The 22,440-nt window shown below is 61.0% G+C and carries 20 protein-coding genes and 1 riboswitch; of the genes, 14 read left to right on the top strand and 6 right to left on the bottom strand.

Going from position 1 to position 22,440, the window contains the following annotated elements:
• Positions 1 to 323 precede the first annotated feature (323 nt).
• Positions 324 to 1,940, top strand: a complete 1,617-nt coding sequence (gene nadB / locus BMY73_RS20335) for an L-aspartate oxidase (protein ID WP_092409263.1) — start codon at positions 324 to 326, stop codon at positions 1,938 to 1,940.
• Here nadB and BMY73_RS20330 read toward each other — a convergent pair.
• Both BMY73_RS20330 and BMY73_RS20325 read right to left on the bottom strand, forming a co-directional pair.
• Complete coding sequence (locus BMY73_RS20330; RefSeq protein ID WP_092409261.1) at positions 1,909 to 2,376, bottom strand: protein YgfX; 468 nt, start codon at positions 2,374 to 2,376, stop codon at positions 1,909 to 1,911. The two genes, nadB and BMY73_RS20330, sit on opposite strands and share 32 nt — an antisense overlap.
• On the bottom strand, positions 2,360 to 2,614 hold the full coding sequence (locus BMY73_RS20325; protein ID WP_062388232.1) for an FAD assembly factor SdhE: 255 nt from the start codon (positions 2,612 to 2,614) through the stop codon (positions 2,360 to 2,362). The genes BMY73_RS20330 and BMY73_RS20325 overlap by 17 nt, the downstream gene beginning before the upstream one ends.
• Before the next feature lie 165 nt (positions 2,615 to 2,779).
• Here BMY73_RS20325 and BMY73_RS20320 point away from each other — a divergent pair, with 165 nt between their 5' ends.
• Entirely contained in the window at positions 2,780 to 3,721 is a 942-nt protein-coding gene (locus BMY73_RS20320) for a CAF17-like 4Fe-4S cluster assembly/insertion protein YgfZ (protein WP_092409259.1), read from the top strand.
• A 100-nt stretch (positions 3,722 to 3,821) separates the two neighbouring features.
• Positions 3,822 to 4,643, top strand: a complete 822-nt coding sequence (locus BMY73_RS20315; RefSeq protein ID WP_092409257.1) for an HDOD domain-containing protein — start codon at positions 3,822 to 3,824, stop codon at positions 4,641 to 4,643.
• A 106-nt stretch (positions 4,644 to 4,749) separates the two neighbouring features.
• Here the strand turns inward: BMY73_RS20315 and BMY73_RS20310 are convergent, their stop codons facing one another.
• On the bottom strand, positions 4,750 to 6,159 hold the full coding sequence (locus BMY73_RS20310) for a sensor histidine kinase (RefSeq protein ID WP_092409255.1): 1,410 nt from the start codon (positions 6,157 to 6,159) through the stop codon (positions 4,750 to 4,752).
• Complete coding sequence (locus tag BMY73_RS20305) at positions 6,152 to 6,823, bottom strand: response regulator (RefSeq protein WP_092409253.1); 672 nt, start codon at positions 6,821 to 6,823, stop codon at positions 6,152 to 6,154. Before BMY73_RS20305 ends, BMY73_RS20310 begins: the two co-directional genes overlap by 8 nt.
• Positions 6,824 to 7,296: 473 nt before the next feature.
• On the opposite strand from BMY73_RS20305, the gene BMY73_RS20300 reads away from it, so the two are divergent.
• From BMY73_RS20300 to BMY73_RS20285, 4 genes are all read left to right on the top strand, one after another.
• Positions 7,297 to 8,283, top strand: coding sequence for a Bug family tripartite tricarboxylate transporter substrate binding protein (locus BMY73_RS20300; protein WP_162770558.1), 987 nt, complete (start codon positions 7,297 to 7,299; stop codon positions 8,281 to 8,283).
• Positions 8,284 to 8,362: 79 nt separating this feature from the next.
• A complete protein-coding gene (locus BMY73_RS20295; RefSeq protein ID WP_062388246.1) occupies positions 8,363 to 8,821 on the top strand; it encodes a tripartite tricarboxylate transporter TctB family protein in 459 nt (152 codons plus the stop codon).
• Position 8,822: 1 nt separating this feature from the next.
• A complete protein-coding gene (locus BMY73_RS20290) occupies positions 8,823 to 10,334 on the top strand; it encodes a tripartite tricarboxylate transporter permease (RefSeq protein WP_092409251.1) in 1,512 nt (503 codons plus the stop codon).
• The gene (locus tag BMY73_RS20285) at positions 10,327 to 11,361 is read left to right on the top strand and encodes an AbrB family transcriptional regulator (RefSeq protein ID WP_092409249.1); all 1,035 of its coding nucleotides are present in this window, start codon (positions 10,327 to 10,329) and stop codon (positions 11,359 to 11,361) included. The genes BMY73_RS20290 and BMY73_RS20285 overlap by 8 nt, the downstream gene beginning before the upstream one ends.
• 105 nt (positions 11,362 to 11,466) lie before the next feature.
• Here BMY73_RS20285 and ung read toward each other — a convergent pair whose 3' ends face one another.
• A complete protein-coding gene (gene ung / locus BMY73_RS20280) occupies positions 11,467 to 12,162 on the bottom strand; it encodes a uracil-DNA glycosylase (protein ID WP_092409247.1) in 696 nt (231 codons plus the stop codon).
• Positions 12,163 to 12,333: 171 nt separating this feature from the next.
• Between ung and BMY73_RS20275 the strand changes: the two genes are divergently transcribed.
• Positions 12,334 to 13,446 (top strand): enoyl-CoA hydratase/isomerase family protein, encoded by a 1,113-nt coding sequence (locus tag BMY73_RS20275; protein WP_092409245.1) that lies wholly within the window; start codon positions 12,334 to 12,336, stop codon positions 13,444 to 13,446.
• Between the two features lie 100 nt (positions 13,447 to 13,546).
• On the opposite strand, the gene BMY73_RS20270 is transcribed toward BMY73_RS20275, so the two are convergent.
• On the bottom strand, positions 13,547 to 14,080 hold the full coding sequence (locus tag BMY73_RS20270; protein WP_092409243.1) for a hypothetical protein: 534 nt from the start codon (positions 14,078 to 14,080) through the stop codon (positions 13,547 to 13,549).
• 276 nt (positions 14,081 to 14,356) lie between these two features.
• Positions 14,357 to 14,459: riboswitch (guanidine-I (ykkC/yxkD leader) on the top strand.
• Between the two features lie 59 nt (positions 14,460 to 14,518).
• On the opposite strand from BMY73_RS20270, the gene BMY73_RS20265 reads away from it, so the two are divergent.
• The 6 genes from BMY73_RS20265 to uca all read left to right on the top strand — a co-directional run bounded on the left by BMY73_RS20265 (position 14,519) and on the right by uca (position 22,328).
• Complete coding sequence (locus BMY73_RS20265; RefSeq protein WP_092409241.1) at positions 14,519 to 15,586, top strand: putative urea ABC transporter substrate-binding protein; 1,068 nt, start codon at positions 14,519 to 14,521, stop codon at positions 15,584 to 15,586.
• A gap of 27 nt (positions 15,587 to 15,613) precedes the next feature.
• Positions 15,614 to 16,429, top strand: coding sequence for an ABC transporter permease (locus BMY73_RS20260; protein ID WP_092409239.1), 816 nt, complete (start codon positions 15,614 to 15,616; stop codon positions 16,427 to 16,429).
• The gene (locus BMY73_RS20255) at positions 16,426 to 17,190 is read left to right on the top strand and encodes an ABC transporter ATP-binding protein (RefSeq protein ID WP_092409237.1); all 765 of its coding nucleotides are present in this window, start codon (positions 16,426 to 16,428) and stop codon (positions 17,188 to 17,190) included. The genes BMY73_RS20260 and BMY73_RS20255 overlap by 4 nt, the downstream gene beginning before the upstream one ends.
• 12 nt (positions 17,191 to 17,202) lie before the next feature.
• Positions 17,203 to 17,928, top strand: a complete 726-nt coding sequence (locus tag BMY73_RS20250; RefSeq protein WP_092409235.1) for an urea amidolyase associated protein UAAP1 — start codon at positions 17,203 to 17,205, stop codon at positions 17,926 to 17,928.
• Positions 17,929 to 17,939: 11 nt separating this feature from the next.
• Complete coding sequence (locus tag BMY73_RS20245) at positions 17,940 to 18,563, top strand: urea amidolyase associated protein UAAP2 (RefSeq protein ID WP_062388278.1); 624 nt, start codon at positions 17,940 to 17,942, stop codon at positions 18,561 to 18,563.
• Positions 18,564 to 18,686: 123 nt separating this feature from the next.
• Complete coding sequence (gene uca, locus BMY73_RS20240) at positions 18,687 to 22,328, top strand: urea carboxylase (RefSeq protein WP_092409281.1); 3,642 nt, start codon at positions 18,687 to 18,689, stop codon at positions 22,326 to 22,328.
• The last annotated feature ends 112 nt before the right edge of the window (positions 22,329 to 22,440 follow it).

Raw genomic sequence — 22,440 nt, 5'->3', positions numbered from 1 at the left:
GTCGAAAGCGTTTGCGCAGATGTGAAAACCATCCCCGCACCACGCCGACGCTGTCCCTTTATCGGCAACCCTCTATTGAACGTAGGGCTTTATGAAAAGTTCCCACATTTCGCGCTAGAGCGTGAGACACACATCATCGTGTTTGTAGGATCCAAATTCGACAGTTACCTCACCATTGAATTTGCCCGCCAACGGTATGCACGATGTGGCGGAGTAGCGCACAATCCGTCCCCCGCCGTGATTCACAATTGCCATAAAATCGCGGCTATTGTGCCGTTCTCACTCTTTACATACTAGTGGCCATTTAGAAGCCGGAATCAGTCATGAGTCGACATTTTCAACACGATGTACTGGTGATCGGCAGCGGTGCTGCCGGATTGAGTCTGGCACTGACATTGCCGAGTCATTTGCGCATCGCGGTTTTGAGCAAAGGTGACCTCGCCAATGGCTCGACTTTCTGGGCACAGGGCGGCGTTGCCGCTGTTCTGGATAACGCCGACACGGTTCAGTCACACGTTGAAGACACGCTCAATGCCGGTGGCGGGCTGTGCAACGAAGCCGCCGTGCGTTTCACTGTCGAGCACAGCCGCGAAGCCATTCAATGGTTGATCGACCTGGGTGTGCCTTTTACTCGAGATGATCATTCGACGGTAGAAGACGGTGGCTTCGAATTCCACCTGACCCGTGAAGGCGGCCACAGCCATCGGCGGATCATTCATGCGGCGGACGCAACGGGCGCCGCGATTTTTCGGACCTTGCTGGCGCAGGCCAGGACGCGCCCGAACATCGAGCTGCTCGAACAGCGTGTCGCCATCGATCTAATCACTGAACGCCGGCTCGGTCTGGAAGGAGAGCGGTGCCTGGGCGCGTATGTGCTGGATCGTTCGACCGGCGAAGTGGACACCCACAGCGCCCGCTTCACGATTCTCGCATCTGGCGGCGCGGCCAAGGTTTACCTCTATACCAGCAATCCTGATGGCGCCTGCGGCGATGGCATTGCAATGGCATGGCGCTCAGGTTGCCGGGTGGGTAATCTTGAATTCAACCAGTTTCACCCGACCTGCCTGTATCACCCACAGGCCAAGAGTTTTCTGGTCACCGAGGCCTTGCGCGGCGAAGGCGCTTATTTGAAGCTGCCGAATGGCGATCGGTTCATGGAGCGCTTCGACCCACGCGCCGAACTGGCGCCTCGGGACATCGTCGCCCGGGCCATTGACCATGAAATGAAGCGTCTGGGCATCGACTGCGTCTATCTGGACATCAGCCATAAACCCGCGGACTTCGTCAAAACGCATTTTCCAACGGTCTACGAACGCTGCCTGACGTTCGGCATCGATATCACCCGCCAGGCCATTCCGGTGGTGCCCGCTGCCCATTACACCTGCGGCGGCGTGCTCGTCGATCAGCACGGCCGCACCGACGTGCCCGGGCTGTATGCCATCGGCGAAACCAGCTTTACCGGCCTGCACGGCGCCAACCGTATGGCCAGCAATTCGCTGCTGGAATGTTTTGTCTACGCGCGCTCCGCAGCGAACGACATCATGACCCAGTTGCCGGACATCGCTCAGCCTCGGGATTTGCCATCCTGGGATGCCAGCCAGGTCACCGATTCGGACGAAGACGTGATCATTGCGCACAACTGGGATGAGTTACGGCGGTTCATGTGGGACTACGTCGGCATTGTGCGAACCAACAAGCGGTTGCAACGCGCCCAGCACAGGGTCCGCCTGCTGCTGGACGAGATCGATGAGTTCTACAGCAACTATAAAGTCAGCCGCGACCTGATCGAGTTGCGCAACCTGGCTCAGGTGGCGGAATTGATGATTGCGTGCGCGATGGCTCGCAAAGAGAGTCGTGGTCTGCATTACACGCTGGACTACCCGGACATGCTGCCCGAGGCGCTCGACACTATTCTGGCGCCGCCCACCTATTGCGGCTGAACTTCAAACGCAGACGCAGGCGCCGGTGCAGATCCGGCGCCATGGCATCCGCCGGAATGCAAACGCTCCTGACCCACCTGCGCGTCAATCCATTGCCTGTCATCAGACGGAACCTGAGCACCACGATACGTGGCAGCGCCATGCTGTCGGGTCGCAATTGCACGGCTTGCCATCCGCCGTGTTCATTCCACACCTGCCATCCCGAGCTGTCTCGGCGCAAACCGGTGTAGGCGTGCTCATGACTCAACAGAATGGATCGATGCAGATAACGCAGGCCATGCAGCAGACACAACAACACGCCGACCGCCTTGGCCCAGACGGGAATATCAAGTAGAAAAACCGCGATCAACGCCAGCAACTGGGCACCGATGTAGGCCGTCAGCAATGCTCGGGAGCGCTGCCAACGGCACTCGAACCGATCATTTCGGCTGGACACGGTCCAGGATCATTCGAACCATGCGCTGCAGCTCAGGGTCTTCAGATTCGCCGCGTTGCATGAACCAGCCGAACATGTCCTGATCTTCACAGGTCAGCAGACGCACGTAGAGCGCACGGTCAACGTCATTGAGCGAGGGATAGACCTCTCTGACGAACGGCACCAGCAACACATCCAGTTCGAGCATGCCGCGGCGGCTATGCCAAAAGAGGCGATTGAGTTCAACATCTTCGACCATGGGGCGCTCCTCAAATTTGCGGGCGAGTATACAGGGCCGTGCTGTTCGGGCGTACCCGCAGTTAGTCGCAGGTTTTTGCAAGAGTCTTTAACCCGACTTGCATATACCCATTAACGAGACACAGCACTATGATGGTGCCCCAGACTTCTACCCACGCGATGACTCATGGCCGATTCCGCTTTTTTCTGTCCACTCTCCCACGAAGGTGTACTGGCCGTTCGCGGCGTAGACGCCGGCAAATTCCTTCAAGGCCAACTGACCTGCAACATGGATTACCTGAGCGATGCCAAAGCCACGCTTGGAGCCCGCTGCACTCAGAAAGGCCGCATGCAGTCCAGCTTCCGCATCCTTCTGGAAGGCGATGGTGTGCTTTTGGCCATGGCCAGTGAATTGATCGACGCTCAATTGCTGGACCTGAAAAAATACGCAGTGTTCTCCAAATCCAGGCTGACCGACGAGAGCGCATCATGGGTGCGTTTTGGCCTGAACGATGGCGACGGTGCGCTGGTCAGCCTCGGCCTCGACCTGCCACACGAAACCGATTCGGTCGTACGGGCCAACGATCTGATCGCGATTCGCGTTTCCCCTGCTCGCGCGGAGTTGTGGGTTCGCGCCGATCAGGCCGAAGAGATACGCAACCGTCTGGCCGCACAATTGCCGGAAGGCACATTGAATGACTGGCTGTTGGGCCAGATTCGTGCCGGTATCGGTCAGGTGTTTGGTCAGACCCGCGAAGAATTTATCCCGCAGATGATCAACCTGCAGGCCGTCGGCGGCGTCAGCTTCAAGAAAGGTTGCTACACCGGGCAGGAAATCGTCGCGCGGATGCAATACCTGGGCAAACTCAAACGTCGGCTCTATCGCCTGACATTGCCGGGCAGCGACGTGCCCGAACCGGGTGTCGAACTGTTTTCACCGGTCAACGCCAGCTCGGCGGGCAATGTGGTGGTCGCAGCGCGGGCTGGCGACACTGTCGAGCTGCTGGCGGTTCTGCAGGCCGACGCTGTCGAAGACGGCAACATACGTCTCGGCACTGCGGAGGGTAAGGCTCTGCAGCTGGCCGAACTGCCTTACACGCTGGACGCCAAGCTTGAAACACAGCGTTAACCCGCTTGAATGAAAGAGCCGCACGTCAGCGCAGTGGGTTGTGCTCCCGCCACAACGTGGCCGGGGGCGTTGGCCGAAATGCACCATCCAGGGATCCGACATGAGCAGTATGGCTGACGAGGTGCAGAGGGACCTGATCAAGGCGATCGACAGAGACGCCTTGTTCTTGCCGACGCTGCCGGAAGTGGCAATGAAAATCCGTCTGGCTGCGGAAGATTCGGAAATCACCATCGCAGCCCTCAGCAAAGTCATTGGCAGTGACACCGCCCTCTCCGCCCGCCTGATCAAGGTGGTGAACAGCCCGTTGCTGCGGCCCAACTTCGAAGTCAGTGACGTGCTGACCGCCGTTCGCCGCCTGGGCGTGAATTACAGCTGTAACCTGGCCATCGGTCTGGTGGTGGAACAGATGTTTCACGCCAAGTCCGGAGTCGTCGAGTCCAAGATGCGTGACATCTGGAAACTGAGCCTGCAGGTTGCCGGCGTCAGCAGCGCGCTCAGTATGAAGCGCACCCACCTGAAAGCCGACAAGGCCACGCTGGCCGGCCTGATTCATCTGATTGGCGTACTGCCGATCCTGACCTACGCCGAAGACAACTTCGAATTGCTGGCCGACCCGGTGAGCCTGAACCATGTGATCGAACGCATTCACCCGATCATCGGCGAACGGTTGCTACGCTCTTGGGACTTTCCAGAAGCGCTGGCGATCGTGCCGAAACAGTTTCAGAACTTCGCACGGGTCTCCACTCAGGCCGATTACGTTGACCTGGTGCAAGTCGCGACCGTGCACGTCCATGAGGCGACCGGACGGCCTTATCCGAATCTGGACGTTATGGCGATGCCTGCCGTCAACCAGTTGGGGCTGAACATGGCCGATGGCGCGCTGATCAACGAAATGAATGAAGCAATGACGTTGCTGTACTGACTCATCGCTGCCCGCCGTAGTGAGCCTGAAAGGCGCGGCCCCGTACCAATGGGGTGTGTCAGTCACCAGCGATGCCGCTGACCCACTGCATTTCTGCTGCAAGCACCTACGATGGAGTGACAGCCGGGAAGGTCACTCGAACCTTCAGACCGCGCTCTGCCCCGTCATGCAGGGTGATCTTCGCCAAGTGCGCGCGGCAGATTTCGCCGACTATTGCGAGGCCGAGCCCCGAACCGGTGCTCTGCTGGTTGCGCCGGTAGAAACGCTCAAACACGCGATCGCGCTCGTGGAGTGGAATGCCCGGGCCGTCATCCTCGACTTCAAGCACGCAGGGCGAATGCACCCTTAGCACCACATTGCCACCAGATGGCGTGTGTGCGAGGGCGTTGTCCACGAGGTTGCTCAGCAGTTCGTTGAGCAAGGTTGGCTCACCGCGCATCCAGACCGGCTGATCGGCTTCCAGCGCCAGGGCCACGCCGCGGGCATGGGCAAGCGGCGCCATCGCCATGCCTAACTCCCGCGCCAGTTGGCTGAGGTCCAGCAACTGCGCCCCGCCTTCAGCAATCGCCCGAGCACCGTTTTCGATACGCGCCAGCGACAGCAATTGATTGGCCAGATGCGTGAGCTTATCTGTCCCAATGGCCGCGCTTTCCAGCGTGCTGCGCCAGGCCGCCGGCTCCTGGTCACGTAACCCCAATTCGACCCGTGCCTTGAGCGCGGCCAGTGGCGTGCGCAGTTCGTGAGCGGCATCGGCGATGAACTGGGCCTGACGTTCGAACTGCATGCGCAGGCGCTCGGTGAAGTGGTTGAGCGAAATGACCAGCGGCCGCAGTTCATGCTGCACCTCGACCATGGGCAACGAACGTAGATCGTCAGGCTCGCGCTCCTCTACCGCCGTGCGCAAGCGATCCAGCGGTCGCAGTGCGGCGCTGACGGTAAACCACACCAGCAGCAACGCGCCACTGCCGAGCATGCCCAGACGTAACAGCGTATCGGCCATCAAGCCTCGCGCCATGCTCACCCGCTGCTCCTCGGTCTCGGCCACGCGGATTTCGGCCATGCCATTCATGTTCGGCTCGCTCACCGCTTTGAGCAGGCTGACGACCCGCACATCCTGGCCCTGATAGCGCGCGCTGTAGAACTTGGCCAGCGCCGGGTAAGCATCGGTGCGCGGCGTGCCGGGAGGCGGCCCGGGGAGATTTTCGTAACCCGAGATCAGCTTCTGATTGATGTCATTGACCTGGTAATAAATCCGGCCAGCGCTGTCATAGGCAAAGGTATCAAGGGCCACGTAGGGCACGTCGGCGCTGAGGGTGCCGTCACGCTCGGACAATCCGGCCGCGATGGTCCGCGCCGAGGCCAGAAGCGTGCGGTCATAGGCGGTGTCCGCTGCTTCGCGACCGTTCCAGTAGGCGCTCATGCCGCTGGCGATCATCAACACGACCAGCAGCAATCCCAGGTTCCACAGCAGGCGCCAGCGCAGGCTGTTTTCCGCAGCGGGGAACGGATTAAGCATCCCGGCTTTCCAGCAAATAGCCCAGACCACGGAAGGTCACGATACCCACCGGATGGCCGTCGAGCTTCTTGCGCAAACGGTGGACGTAGATTTCGATGGCGTCGGCGCTGGCGTCTTCGTCCAGCCCGAACACCTGCGCCGCCAGTTGCTCCTTGCTCATCACCCGACCGGGACGGGCGATCATTGCTTCGAGCACCGACTGCTCGCGAGAGGTCAGCGTCAGCACCTCGTCGGCCAGCGTGAAACGCCGGGTATCGAGGTCATACACCAGCACGCCACAACGCTGCTGCCGTTCGCCGCCCAATACGCTGCGTCGCAACAGCGCCTTGACCCGCGCTTCCAGCTCCGACAACTCGAAGGGTTTGGCCAGATAATCATCGGCTCCAAGATTCAGACCGTGTACCCGATCCTTGACGTCGCTGCGGGCGGTCAGCATCAACACCGGGATGTTCTTGCCCCGGCCGCGCAAGCGTGCCAGCACTTCGAAGCCGTCCATGCGCGGCAGGCCGACATCCAGGATCGCCACCGCATACTCTTCGCTGCCCAAGGCAAGATCAGCCGCCACCCCGTCATGCAGAACGTCCACGGTCAGCCCGCTGCCCTTGAGCGCCAGCGCGACGCTTTCAGCCAGTTGCAGATGGTCTTCGACGAGCAAAACACGCATCGGCTTCTCCCGATTGAGACGTTTGGTGGAGGCGGAGTTTACAGGCGCGCCGCCTCCTGTGAAGGCCTCAAAAACGTCAAACACTGCCGCAAGACGCGCCACTTTCTGGCGAAAGCTTCTTGAAAGGTAGTTGAAAGGTTGATGAAAGCTTCGCCGATTAGGATCTGGTTACGACTTGTTACGGTTGCCAGCATTGCGCCACCCGTGACACCCGGGTCGTGACGAAAAACGCCTCGATGCGTTTTCAACAATAAAAACAATATCGGAGTTATCGGTGATGATCTCACTGCAATCCTCGGCCACGGCGCCGTCTGAACCCCATGCTGTTTTGAGTACACTTCGCGATATTGTTGCGCAGTGCATCGTCACGTCCTCGCCCCTGATTCCTGTGCGTTTACGACGCTAGCGAATCACAGCCTGATCGACCACCAGCCCCATCTGAACGCATCCAAAAACAACAACTCCGTCGGAGACTGACCATGAACCTATCGTTGCGCCGTATCAGCGTCGCCGCCAGCTGCATGCTGGTAGCCACTCAACTGTGGGCGGCCGAGCCCAATCGTCCTGAATGCATCGCACCGGCGTCGCCGGGGGGTGGTTTTGACCTCACGTGCAAACTGGCACAAAGCGCGCTGGTCAACGAGAAAATTCTGACCAAGCCAATGCGCGTGACCTACATGCCGGGTGGCGTAGGTGCCGTCGCCTACAACGCCGTAGTCGCTCAGCGCCCTGCTGATGCAGGCACGCTGGTAGCGTGGTCCAGCGGTTCGCTGCTGAACCTGGCGCAAGGCAAGTTCGGTCGTTTCGACGAAAACGCCGTGCGCTGGCTGGCGGCGGTCGGTACCAGTTATGGCGCCATCGCGGTCAAGGCGGATTCGCCCTACAAGAGCCTGGACGATCTGGTCAAAGCGCTGAAAGCCGACCCAAGCAAAGTGGTCATCGGTTCCGGCGGCACCGTCGGCAGTCAGGACTGGATGCAAACCGCGCTGATCGCCAAGGCCGCTGGTATCAACCCGCGCGACTTGCGCTATGTCGCGCTCGAAGGCGGCGGTGAAATCGCCACTGCGTTGCTGGGCGGCCACATTCAGGTCGGCTCCACCGACATCTCCGACTCCATGCCGCACATTCTCAGTGGCGACATGCGCCTGCTGGCGGTGTTCTCCGAACAACGTCTGGACGAGCCGGAAATGAAGAATATCCCCACCGCCCGGGAGCAAGGCTACGACATCGTCTGGCCTGTGGTCCGTGGCTTCTACCTCGGCCCGAAGGTGACCGACGAGGAGTACAACTGGTGGAAAGCGGCGTTCGACAAGCTGCTGGCATCGGAAGACTTCGCCAAGCTGCGTGACCAGCGCGAGCTGTTCCCGTTCGCCATGACCGGTGACGAGCTGGACAAGTACGTGAAGACCCGCGTGGGTGAATACAAAGTGCTGGCCAAGGAATTCGGCCTGATTCAGTGATTGAACTGCCCTGAGTGGTTCTCGATTGACTGACGTGAGGGTGCGCCGCCTGCGCGGTGGCGCCACCCGGGAGCTTTCCATGGTCTTGCAACGCATTTTCGCCTTCGTGCTGCTGTTGGCCTGTATCGGCCTGGCGCTGATGGCTTGGCCTTATCAGGCACCTTTTTCCTACGAACCTGTCGGGCCGCGCGCCTTTCCTTTGCTGATGCTGGGGCTGATGGGCCTTTCGCTGCTGTACATGCTGTTTCGCCCCACGCCGATCAAGCACTCCGAAGACGAGCCCCCCCTGGATCGTCCGACGCTGATCAAGATCGCCGTGTGCACTGGTTTGCTGTTGATCTTTGCAGGCCTGTTCGAACCGTTGGGTTTCGTGCTGAGCAGCATGCTGGTCGGCATTCCCATGGCGCGCCTGTACGGCGGTCGCTGGGTGCCCAGCGTCATCATCATCACGTTGATGAGCATCGGCCTGTATCTGCTCTTCGACAAAGTGATGGATGTGCCCCTGCCCCTCGGCCTGCTCGACGTTCTGGAGAACTGATATGGATACTCTCGGCTATCTCGGCCAGGGCTTCGGCGTCGCGCTGACCCCGTACAACCTGGTCACTGCGCTTTCTGGCACGCTGATCGGCACCATCGTCGGCCTGCTGCCGGGCCTGGGTCCGATCAACGGCGTGGCGCTGCTAATCCCCATCGCCTTCGCTCTGGGCCTTCCGCCCGAGTCGGCATTGATTCTGCTGGCAGCCGTGTATCTGGGTTGCGAGTACGGCGGGCGTATCAGCTCGATTCTGCTCAATATTCCGGGTGAAGCGTCAACCGTCATGACCACGCTGGACGGTTACCCCATGGCCCGCCAAGGCCTGGCAGGCGTCGCGCTGTCACTGTCCGCGTGGAGTTCGTTCATCGGTGCGCTGATTGCGACCTGCGGCATGGTGCTATTTGCGCCATTGCTGGCGAAATGGGCGATTGCTTTTGGCCCTGCGGAATATTTCGTGTTGATGGTCTTCGCCATTGTCTGCCTGGGCGGCATGGCCGGCGATCGCCCGCTGAAGACGTTCGTTGCAGCATTGATCGGACTTTTTTTGTCGAGCATCGGCATCGACGCCAACAGCGGCGTCTACCGTTTTACCGGCGACAACATTCACTTGGCAGACGGCATCCAGTTCGTGGTGTTGGTGTTGGGCCTTTTCTCGATCAGCGAAATCTTGCTGTTGCTGGAAAAGACCCATCACGGTCAGGAAGCGGTCAAGGCGACCGGCCGCATGATGTTCAACGTCAAGGAAGCTGCCGCGGTGTTCGTCGTCAACCTGCGTTGCGGGGTGATGGGCTTCATCATGGGCGTGTTGCCGGGTGCTGGCGCCACGCTGGCCAGCGCCGTGGCGTACATGACCGAGAAACGTATCGCAGGTAAAAGCGGCAAGTTCGGACAAGGTGACATGCGCGGCCTGGCTGCCCCTGAAACCGCCATCGGTGGCGCAGCCTGTGGCGCACTGGTGCCGATGCTGACCCTCGGCGTACCGGGTTCGGGCACCACGGCCGTGATGATCGGCGCACTGTCGCTGTACAACATCACGCCGGGCCCGTTGCTGTTCCAGCAACAACCCGATCTGGTCTGGGGTCTGATCGCATCGCTGTTCGTCGCCAACGTCATGCTGGTGATCCTGAACATTCCAATGATCCGTGTGTTCACTCGCATTCTCGCCGTACCGAACTGGGCGCTGGTGCCGGTGATCGCGATCATTACCGGGATCGGCGTCTACGCGGTTCACGCCACCACCTTCGACCTGTTTCTGATGGTCGGCATCGGCATCTTCGGTTACATCCTGCGCAAACTGGATTTCCCGTTGTCGCCGATCCTGCTGGGGTTCATCCTCGGCGGATTGATGGAACAGAACCTGCGTCGGGCGCTGTCGATCTCTAACGGTTCGCTGGAAATTCTCTGGTCGAGTCCGATCACCCTGGGTGTATGGTTGCTGACCGTGATCATGCTGGCGTTCCCGCTGCTGCGCATCTGGCGCAAGCGTTCGCAACGTCGCGCGCTGGCCGATGTCTGATAGGCCCTTCAGAACGTGGTGGGGAACGCCGCTGGTCGGCCTGCTGGGAGGTTATCTCGCCAGCCAGGTCGGCTGGCCGTTGCCCTGGATGGTCGGCTCGTTGCTCGCGATCATCCTGGTCCGCTGCCTGACCCCGTGGCAGTTGGCTGAAATCCCCGGCGGCCGCAAATGCGGCCAATGGGTGGTCGGCATCGGGATCGGCCTGCACTTCACCCCTGTCGTCATCGAACAAGTTCTCTCCCATTTCGGCCTGATCTTCGTCGGTGCGCTGGTGACCAGCGTGTCCAGCGTGGTGGGCGTGTGGTTGATGCTGCGCACGGGCGAAGACCGCGCCACGGCGTTCTTTTCCAGCATGCCTGGCGGGTCGGGCGAGATGGTCAATCTCGGTGCACGCAATGGCGCGGTCCTGAGCAATGTGGCGGCCGGTCAAAGTCTGCGCGTGCTGGCCGTTGTCCTGTGCGTTCCGGCGATTTTCAAATACCTGATGGGCAATGGCGCCCCGCCGTCTCACGCCACGATTGTCGACTGGACGTGGCTTGCGTTGCTGTTTCCGCTGGGTGCCTTGGTCGCCTGGCTGTGGCAGCGCATGAAGCAGCCCAATCCCTGGCTGTTCGGGCCACTGCTGGTGAGCGGGGTGATCAGTGTCAGTTTCGACCTGCACATCGGCCTGCCGAATGGCGGTAGCCAACTAGGGCAATGGTTGATCGGCAGCGGTCTGGGGTGTCACTTCAACCGCGCGTTCTTCCGTCGCGCACCTTCTTTTATAGGACGGACGCTGGTCGGGACGGCGCTGACCATGAGCATCGCGGCGCTGTGTGCGTTGGCATTGAGCACCGCGACCCATCTGGACCTGCGCTCGTTGACCCTGGGTATGATGCCCGGCGGCATCGCGGAAATGAGCCTCACGGCCGAAGTGCTCCAACTGTCGGTGCCACTGGTCACCGCGATGCAGGTGATGCGATTGTTGTTCGTGCTGTTTTTGGCCGAGCCGTTGTTCAGGTACTGGAACCGGCAGTCGGCGGTGTGATCTTCTTGTCATGACCGTTCCCACGCTCAGCGTCCGTTGACGCGGAGCGTCAATCAAGGCGTTACCACGCCGAACGTGGGAACGATCACTGCGATCAGTGCATACCTACACCTGTTCAGGCAATCGCCAGTCAATCGGTGCAATGCCGTTCTGCTCCAGAAACTTGTTGGCCATGCCGAAATGCCCGCAGCCCAGAAAGCCTTTATAAGCCGACAACGGCGAGGGATGAACGGAGGTGAGGATCTTGTGCTTGGTCGCGTCAATGAGCTTTTTCTTGCTCTGAGCGTGGGCGCCCCACAGCAGGAATACCAGATGCGGTTGATGGGCGCTGACGGTTTCGATGATTTTATCGGTGAAATGCTGCCAGCCTCTCCCCGCGTGTGAGGCGGCATTGGCACGTTCGACGGTCAGCGTGGTGTTGAGCATCAGCACGCCTTGATCGGCCCATGACTGCAAGTAGCCGTGATTGGGGATGTCGATGTTCAGGTCGCGCTTGAGCTCTTTGTAGATGTTCACCAACGACGGCGGTGCCGGCACGCCGGGCTGTACCGAGAAGCACAGGCCATGGGCCTGATTCGGGCCGTGGTACGGGTCCTGGCCGAGAATGACCACCTTGACCTTGTCCAGCGGCGTAGAGTTCAGCGCATTGAAGATCAGCGGTCCGGGCGGATAGATCTCCTTGCCCGCCGCATGTTCCTGGCGCAGGAACTCGCGCAGTTCGCCCATGTAGGGCTTTTCGAATTCTTCACGCAGGGCCTGTTTCCAGCTGGCCTCGAGTTTGATGCGATCGTCGTTTGTCATGGGGGTATCCGGCAAAATCAATGGGCGGACTTTAGGGGCTGTGACCCATTATTTCCAGCGCAACGCGTCGCGGGTTTTCTACACTCCTCTGCACCACCCGATTGCAACTTCCCGACAGCCGCGGGACTCACAGTCCTTACTGGACGTCCGTACCACGAACACGAGGTCACGATGAATCTGCAATTCGAAGAACTCACCGGCACCGACGGCGCCCGTCTGGGCATCGCCACGCTGGATGCGGAAAAATCGCTCAACGCGTTATCCCTTCCGATGATTCTGGCGCTGCAGGATCGCCTTGATGCATGGGCCAGCGACCCTCAGATCGTTTGCGTGCTCTTGCGCGGCAACGGCGAGAAAGCGTTCTGCGCAGGCGGCGACGTCCGGGCACTGGTCGAAGCCAACCGCGGTAAACCGGGAAGTGTCCCACCGCTGGCGGCGCAGTTCTTCGCCGCTGAATACCGTCTGGACTATAAGCTGCACACCTACCCGAAACCGCTGATCTGCTGGGGGCATGGCTACGTGCTCGGTGGCGGCATGGGATTGTTGCAAGGCGCCAGCATCCGCGTGGTGACGCCCAGCAGTCGCCTGGCAATGCCTGAAATCAACATCGGCCTTTATCCCGACGTCGGCGCCAGTTGGTTTCTGTCAAGGCTGCCCGGCAAGTTGGGGCTGTTTCTGGGGCTGACGGGGTCGCACATCAACGGCCGCGACGCACTGGATCTGGACCTGGCCGATCGCTTTCTGCTGGACGATCAGCAGGAAGAAATGATTGATCGCCTGCTGCAGTTGAACTGGCAGGAACAGATCGCCGTGCAGTTGAACAGCCTGTTCAAGGCACTGCAACAGGAAGCCACAGGACAGCTTCCGGCCGCTCAATGGCTGCCCCGACGCCAGCAGATCGACGAGATCCTGGATGTCGCGGACGCCGCGTGTGCCTGGAACGCTTTGAAACATCAGCTTCATTCCCAAGATGCACTTTTGGCCAAGGCGGCAAAAACGCTGACAGAAGGCTGCCCGATGACAGCGCGGCTGGTATGGGAACAGATCGCGCGGGCGCGACACCTGTCGCTGGCCGAGGTCTTTCAGATGGAGTACTGCATGAGTCTCAATTGCTGTCGTCATCCGGAGTTCAATGAGGGCGTACGCGCGCGGTTGATCGACAAGGATCACAGCCCGCACTGGCACTGGCAGGACATCGCGACGATACCGATGGCGGTGGTGGACGCGCATTTCGAGAAGGCATGGGAAGGTAGGCATCCCCTGGCGGATTTGTCGGGGTATTGACGAAAGGCTCAAACGCCGGAAAAACAGGGGGTGTAGCCGGCGAGAAGTAGTACTCCTGCTTCAGAAAAACGGCGCTCCCAGGAGCGCCTTTTTCGTTGGCTTATCGGTTCCCGCCGCCCGGGCCGCCATGCCCGCCGCGACCAAAACCGCCGTCTTGGCGCCCGTTGCCGCCTGAAGGTCGGCCTGGGCCCGGACCTCCGCCACCAGGGTTGCCGTGCCAGCCGGAACCCGGTCCAGGGCCGTAGCCTCCGCCCGGCCTCGGGCCTGGGGGCGGTGGGCGATAACCCGACCCGCCGCCGTGGTAACCGCCTCCGCCACCGTGCCAGCCTCCGCCTCCGTATCCCGGACGCCCGCCGCCATAACCCGGCCCGTAATAACGTGGCGGGGGTGCGTAATAACGTGGCGCAGGGGCGTAGTAACGAGGCGGGTTGTAATAGCGCGGGCCGGAGTAATAGCGCGGCGACGAGTAGTACACCGCAGGCCCATACGCGGTCGGCCCATAAGGCCGATAGGTGTCATACACGTAGCCGCTGCTATAGACAGGCTGCGTATAGGTCTCTGATTCGTAATAGCCTCCATAACATCCTGCGAGAGACAACGTCATCAAAACGGTGATTAGGCTTCGTCGATACATGGCGGCCTCCTGGACCGCGATAGAGCTCGAACCAGCGACGCTGGCCGGCGTTCTCAAAACTGCCGAGAACGTAGTGTCAGACTGCAAAACCTGTTCCGAGTGCCCCACGCCGTGCCGCAACCGCTGGACGGCGCCCCGCAACGGTGCACGCCGTATCCGCGCAAATCGCATACGCCGATGCGCCCCCATGTCAGGCGGGGCCTGCGGCGACTTGGCACAACTCTCGCTTATCGAATGTTGTGCAGGAGTCAACTCAGGTTCGCGGCACCACAATTTGCAATAGCCGACTAGGGTTCCGGCTCGCTTGAAAGCGAGTGGCTGGTCCGAGAGTCGGCGACCTCCAGTAGAGGTTACACGGCGGGATAAAAGCCCGGGAGACAGGACACCAGTGGTGTCGCCGTGCTCCTGACCGCCCCTTTTCGCTACTGGAGGTTAACCATGCAAAAGTCCCGTCTGTTCGGTCTGCTCACCGCAGGCCTCATCGCTGCATTAAGCCTCTCGGCCACCGCCGCCCCGAAGAAAGACTTCAACGTCTGCTGGACCATTTATGCCGGCTGGATGCCCTGGGAATACGCAGGCACGCAAGGCATCGTCGACAAGTGGGCCAAGAAGTACAACATCAATATCAAGGTCACCCAGCTCAACGACTACGTCGAGTCGATCAACCAGTACACCGCAGGCCAGTTCGACGGCTGCACCATGACCAACATGGACGCCCTGACCATTCCGGCCGCAGGCGGCGTGGAAAGCACTGCGCTGGTGGTCAGCGACTTCTCCAACGGCAACGACGGCATTGTCATCAAGGGCGACGGCAAGAAAGTCACCGACCTCAAGGGCATGGACGTTAACCTGGTCGAGCTGTCGGTTTCCCACTACCTGCTGGCCCGCGCGCTGGATTCGGTGGACATGACCGAGAAAGACCTGAAGGTCGTGAATACCTCCGACGCCGACATCTCCGCAGCGTTTAACACCGATCAGGTCAAAGCCGTGACCACCTGGAACCCGATGCTCTCCGACATCAAGGCCAAACCGGGCGTCACTGAAGTGTTCGACTCCAGCAAGATTCCTGGCGAGATCATGGACATGATGGTGGTCAATACCCAGACCCTCAAAGACAACCCTGCGCTGGGCAAAGCCCTGACCGGCGCCTGGTTCGAAGTCGTGGCGTTGATGAACGCCAAATCCGCTGAGTCCACCCAGGCGCTGGAACACATGGCCAAGGCCTCGGGCACCGATCTGGCCGGTTTCCAGTCGCAACTGGACACCACCAAGCTGTTCGCCACGCCCAAGGAAGCCCTGGCATTCGCCACCAGCAAGCAACTGCCGAGCACCATGCGCAAGGTGGCTGACTTCTCCTTCGAACACGGCCTGCTCGGCGAAGGCGCCAAGGACTCCAGCGCCGTCGGCATGACCTTCGCCAACAACGTGACCGAAGGCGACAAGGGCAACCTCAAACTGCACTTCGACCCGAGCTATGTGCAGATGGCCGCTGACGGCACGCTGTAAACATTCGCTTCGCACAGGTTATTTGCCATGCGCCTGATAAACCGCCGCCCGGATCGCGCCAGCCGATTGGTTCTGGTGATCCTGCCGTTCGCCCTATTGCTGTTCGCCTACTTCACGGGCTCGGCCACGCGGCTGACGGAAAACCCCAACGACAAGCTGTTGCCCAGCGCCGTGCAGATGACGGATGCAATCAAACGTGTGGCGATCAACCCTGATCAGCGCACCGGCGAATACATCCTGTGGCAGGACACGGCGTCGAGCCTGCAACGCCTGGCCATTGGCCTTGCGATCAGTGCGGTCGTCGGGCTGTGTCTGGGCATTGCCTCGGGCGTGTTGCCGCTGTTCGGTGCGCCGTTGTCGCCCTTGCTGACGGTGCTGTCGATGGTGCCGCCGCTGGCGATTCTGCCAATCCTGTTCATCGTTTTCGGTCTGGGCGAACTGTCGAAGGTGATGCTGATCGTCATTGGCATCACCCCGGTGCTTGCCCGTGACCTTGAACAGCGCGCCCGGGAAATTCCGGTCGAGCTGTTGATCAAGGCGCAGACGTTGGGCGCGTCGACCTGGACCTTGATTCTGCGCGTGGTACTGCCGCAGTTGCTGCCGCGTCTGTTGATCTCGCTACGACTGGTACTGGGCTCGGCCTGGTTGTTCCTGATCGCGGCAGAAGCCATCGCGTCCACCGACGGCTTGGGTTACCGGATCTTCCTGGTGCGGCGTTATCTGGCAATGGACATGATCCTGCCCTACGTGGTCTGGATCACCCTGCTCGCCTGGTTGATGGACTGGGGCCTGAAAGCGCTGACACGCCAGGCGTTCCCTTGGTACGAGGGCGCACGCGCATGAGCTTCATTACGGTCAATAACGTCTGGCAACAATACGACGATCAGGTGGTGCTCGAAGGCCTGAACCTGAGCATCGCCGAGGGCGAGTTCTGCACCCTGGTCGGCGCTTCGGGTTGCGGCAAATCGACCTTCCTGCGCCTGTTGCTGGGCCAGGAAGTGCCGAGCAAAGGCAGCATTCTGCTCGATGGGCAACCCTTGGCCAAAGAGCCCGATGCCAGCCGCGGCGTGGTGTTCCAGCGCTACTCGGTGTTCCCGCACCTGTCGGTCCTGAATAACGTGACGCTGGGCCTTGAGCTGCCGCGTTCAGCGCTGTTGGGCCGGTTGTTCGGCAACGCGAAACGTGAGGCTCAGGAGCAGGCCTCGGTACTGCTGCACAAGGTCGGCCTGGGTCACGCGCTGGACAAGTACCCGACGCAGCTGTCCGGCGGCATGCAACAACGGCTCGCCATTGCTCAGGCGCTGATCATGAAGCCTCGCGTGCTGTTACTGGACGAGCCGTTCGGTGCGCTCGATCCCGGCATCCGCAAAGACATGCACGCCCTGCTGCTGGAGCTGTGGCGCGAGACGAAACTGACGGTGTTCATGGTCACTCACGACCTGTCCGAAGGTTTCAACCTCGGCACGCGGCTGCTGGTGTTCGACAAGGTCCGCATCGACCCGCACGCCCCCGGTGCGTATGGCGCCCGCATCACTTACGACATTCCCCTGAACAGCGATCGTCGCGCCGCGCGCGCGGCCATCGAATCGCTGCAAACGGCTTGAAGGATTCTCGACATGACTGATTCAACTGCTGTGTTTCCGGTATTCGCCGAAGAACTGTTGCCCGGTGGCGGCCACCTGTCGTTCGTGCTCAAGCGCGGCGAACTGCTGCGCCTGACCGACCTCAACGGCAACGCCAACGTCAGCCTCACGATGTTCAACGCCCATGAAAAAACCGAGCGTCTGAACCTCCCTGACAGCCTCAAATGCCAACACACCGCCAAGCTCACTGCCGGCCACTGCCTCTATTCCGACATGGGCCGGGTACTGGCGGCGATTACCGCTGACACCTGTGGCTGGAGCGACAGCATCGGCGGCGTATTGTGTGCCGAGGAAGTCACCGAGAAGTACGGCCAGGGTCGCTACCAGGAACTGCGCAACGGCTTCTTCCGCAACGGCACCGACAACCTGCTGGTCGAGATGGGCAAGTGGGGACTGGGCCTTTCAGATCTGCTAATGACGCTCAACCTGTTCAGTCGCGTGAACGTCGACGACCACGGCGCACTGTCGTTCGTCGCCCACAACTCGAAAGCGGGTGACTGCATCGAGCTCTACGCACCGATGGACACGCTGGTAGTGCTCACGGCGCTGCAACACCCGATGGACCCCAACCCCGAATACGCTCCGCAGCCCGTCAAGTTGAGCTGGATGAAGGCCGACGCCAGCGTCGCTGAACACTGCCGTACGTCCCGCGAGGAGAACGTGCGCGGCTTCATCAATACCGACCGCCTGTTCGCCTGAGGAGTGCCACGATGAATACGCCACAGAAAACCGCACCCGTTTCGATCACCCATGTCCCGGCCGGCGAACCTTCGCTCACCGAACTCAAGGCCGGGCAAACCCTGCGCCTGCTGGACCTGGAAGGCAATCAGGCCGTCGACACGCTGTTCTACAGCCTGGCCAACCCGCGTGAGCGTTATGACGTGCAGCGCACGTTGCGTCGGCAGAACAACGTCTATCTGAGCAAAGGCAGCGTGCTCTATTCCAACCTCGGCAAGCCGATGCTGACCATCGTCGAAGACACCTGCGGTCGCCACGACACCCTCGGCGGCGCCTGCGCACAAGAAAGCAACACCGTGCGTTACGCGCTGGAAAAGCGCCACATGCACAGCTGCCGTGACAACTACCTGCGCGCCTGTGTCCACGACGGCCGTCTGGGCAAGCGCGACATCAGCCCGAACATCAATTTCTTCATGAACGTCCCGGTCACCGCCGAAGGTGGACTGACGTTCGAAGACGGCATCTCCGGTGCAGGCAAATACGTTGAACTGCGCGCTGAAATGGACGTGATCGTGCTGATTTCCAACTGCCCGCAGTTGAACAATCCGTGCAACGGCTACAACCCGACACCCGCTGAATTGCTCGTCTGGGATTGATCCTTACACGAGCCTTGATTCGACGTTTTGGCGCGAGGGACGGCCTTCGTGCAACGAGTACAACAGCGGGACGGCCCGCTACCCGGTTCGGGATCGATGACTGCCGGTCCCTGGGGTAAGACCATGTTCGACACACTGCTGATCGCCAACCGCGGCGCCATTGCCTGCCGCATCCTGCGTACCTTGCGCGCTTTGAACGTTGAAGGCATTGCCGTCTACTCCGAAGCCGACGCTGCCAGCCTGCACATTCTGGAAGCCGATCAGGCCCACAGTCTGGGCGAAGGCGGCGCTGCTGGAACCTATCTGGCGGTGGAGAAGATCCTCGCCATCGCGCAATCGACCGGCGCCAAGGCGATTCACCCCGGCTACGGGTTTCTCTCGGAAAACGCCGCGTTTGCGCAGGCCTGTGAAGACGCGGGCATCGCCTTCGTCGGCCCGACGCCTGAACAGCTGCGCGTCTTCGGCCTCAAACACACGGCCCGTGCGCTGGCGAAACAGCATGGCGTGCCGATGCTGGAAGGTACCGAGTTGCTGGACAGCGTCGGATCCGCCTTGAGCGCCGCCGAGACAATCGGCTACCCGGTGATGTTGAAAAGCACGGCAGGCGGCGGTGGCATCGGCATGCGCGTATGCCGCACTGCCAACGAACTGAGCGAATCGTTCGAGGCCGTCAAACGCCTCGGCCAGAACAATTTCAGCGACGCGGGCGTGTTCATCGAGAAATACATCCAGCGCGCGCGGCATCTGGAAGTTCAGGTGTTTGGCGACGGTCAAGGTGACGTGATTGCGCTGGGCGTACGTGACTGCTCGGTGCAGCGCCGCAACCAGAAAGTCCTGGAGGAAACACCCGCACCGAATCTGCCTGAAGGCATGGCCGATGAGCTGTGCGCCGCGGCGATCAAGCTGGCCAAAGCCGTCCGTTATCGCAGCGCGGGCACCGTGGAGTTCGTGTTCGACAGCGACGACCAGCGCTTCTATTTTCTGGAAGTGAACACCCGCTTGCAGGTCGAGCACGGCGTGACCGAGCAGGTCTGGGGTGTGGATCTGGTGAGCTGGATGATTCAGCTGGCAGCCGGTGACCTGCCGCCCCTGGCTGACTTGCGAACGGGTCTGCAACCCAGCGGCCATGCGATTCAAGCGCGTTTGTACGCCGAAGATCCGGGTCGCGACTTTCAGCCGAGTCCGGGCTTGCTGACGTCCGTTCAATTTCCGCCCGCCGATGGCAGGCAGTTGCGCATCGACACCTGGGTCGAGGCCGGTTGCGAGATCCCGCCGTTCTTCGACCCGATGATCGCCAAGGTCATCTGTTGGGCGCCGGATCGTGCAGGCGCCCGTGCTGCACTGGCGCAAGCGTTGAGCGACACGCGCCTGTATGGCGTAGAAACCAACCGCGATTACCTGCGCCAGATTCTCGCTGATCAGCCCTTTGCCAGCGGCCATCCCTGGACCCGCTGCCTGGAAGGCCTGGTGTATCGCGCCGACACCTTCGAGGTGCTGAGCGGCGGTACGCAAACCAGCGTGCAAGATTATCCGGGGCGTCTCGGTTATTGGGCAGTGGGCGTGCCTCCGTCAGGCCCGATGGACAGCCGGTCGCTGCGGTTGGGTAATCGTCTGCTCGGCAATCCTGAAGGCTGCGCAGCGCTGGAAATCACCATGAGCGGGCCAATGCTGCGCTTCAACTCCGATGCCGTGGTGGCGGTGACCGGGGCCGTGATTCCGGTGACGCTGGACGGCGAGGCGCAGCCGATGAATCAGTCGTTTTTGGTGACTGCTGGTTCGACCCTGGCGCTCGGCACTATTGCCGGCGCAGGCGCACGCAGTTACCTGTGCGTGCGTGGCGGCCTGGATGTGCCGGATTATCTAGGCAGCAAAAGTACCTTCACACTCGGGCAATTTGGCGGCCACGGCGGTCGCGCCTTGCGGGCTGGTGATGTGCTGCACATTGCGCCGTTGACCGACCGCAATGTCGGGGAACAATTACCCGCTGAACAGGTTTCGGCCTTGCCTGCCGTGCGTGATATCCGGGTGATCTATGGGCCGCATGGCGCACCTGAGTATTTCACCGAGGGTTACATCCAGACCTTCTTCGCCACCGATTGGGAGGTGCATTTCAACTCCAGCCGCACCGGTGTACGCCTGATCGGGCCGAAGCCTGAGTGGGTACGTGCCGACGGCGGTGAAGCCGGGCTGCACCCGTCGAACATCCATGACAACCCCTATGCGATCGGCGCGGTGGATTTCACCGGCGACATGCCGGTGATACTTGGACCGGATGGACCGAGCCTGGGCGGCTTCGTGTGCCCCGTGACGATCATCGAGGCAGACCTGTGGCAGTTGGGCCAGCTCAAGGCCGGGGATAAAGTCCGGTTTCATCCCGTGACCGTCCAGGAGGCCCGCACGATTGCCTGTAGGAGCGCGCTTGCCCGCGATGACGATGGGGCAGACGCCAGAGATGCAACGGATGTACCGGCCTCTTCGCAGGCAAGCGCGCTCCTACAGGGGGTGGCGTTGACCTCGCCGATTGTGTTGGACATTGGCATCGCCGACACTCGCTTGGTCGCTCGTCTTTCCGGCGATACCCACCTGCTGCTGGAAATCGGTGCCCCCGAACTGGATCTGGTGCTGCGGTTCCGGGGCCACGCGCTGATGCAGGCACTGGAAGGTAAACACCTGGACGGTGTGATCGACCTGACGCCAGGCATTCGTTCGCTGCAAGTGCATTACCAACCTGAACAGCTCTCCCTTGCGGCGTTGCTGACAATCGTTGCGGGCGAATGGGACGCAGTGTGCGCCAGCAAGAACCTGGAAGTGCCGTCACGCATCGTTCATCTGCCGCTGTCGTGGGATGACCCGGCCTGCCAACTGGCCATCGAGAAGTACATGACCACCGTACGCAAGGACGCACCGTGGTGCCCGAGCAATCTGGAGTTCATCCGCCGCATCAACGACCTGCCGAATCTGGACGAAGTGCAGCGCACCGTGTTCGACGCCCGCTACCTGGTGATGGGTCTGGGCGACGTCTACCTCGGCGCACCGGTCGCCACGCCGCTGGATCCACGCCATCGTCTGGTGACCACCAAGTACAACCCGGCGCGGACCTGGACCGCCGAAAACTCGGTCGGCATCGGCGGCGCCTACATGTGCGTCTATGGCATGGAAGGGCCCGGCGGTTATCAGTTCGTGGGTCGGACCTTGCAGATGTGGAACCGTTACCGCGCCGTCGAAGCGTTCGACGGCAAGCCGTGGCTGTTGCGCTTCTTCGACCAGATCCGCTTCTACCCCGTCAGCGCCGAAGCCTTGCTGAAAATCCGTCGCGACTTTCCGCTTGGCCGCTACCCGCTACGGATCGAACACACCACACTGAATCTGGCCGACTACCAGGCGTTTCTGAGAAAAGAAGCCGAAAGCATCGCGGCATTCCGCAGTCAGCAGCAAGGCGCGTTCAATGCCGAGCGCGAACGCTGGATCGCCAACGGTCAAGCGACGTTCGAAAGCGATGAAGCGGTGGCTGAGAGCGTCGAAGAGGCCGCTGTAGCCGTCGGCCATCTGAGCGTCGACAGCCACATCGCGGGTAACCTCTGGCAGGTTCAGGTTGAACAAGGCCAGCGCGTCCAGGCGGGCGACACGCTGGTCATACTGGAGTCGATGAAAATGGAAATCCCCCTGCTCGCCCCGGTTGCCGGCGTGGTTCAGGAGGTGCGCGTGCAGCCCGGCTCGGCCGTACGCGCGGGCCAACGCGTGGTGGTGCTCGAAACGGAGGGCTGACAGCGAGGGCGGCGCCTATCCCGCGCCGCCCTTCCGGGCACCCAAGGCTCGTCGGAACCTGTAACAGCTTCTACCCCTTAAAAGGCGTTACATAAATATGCTTTTTTGGCGC

The sequence above is a fragment of the Pseudomonas sp. NFACC02 genome (assembly GCF_900110765.1).
In the GTDB taxonomy this organism is placed as follows: domain Bacteria; phylum Pseudomonadota; class Gammaproteobacteria; order Pseudomonadales; family Pseudomonadaceae; genus Aquipseudomonas.
Note: the sequence above shows the minus strand (reverse complement) of the source record. Positions and strands in the feature narration are given on the sequence as shown.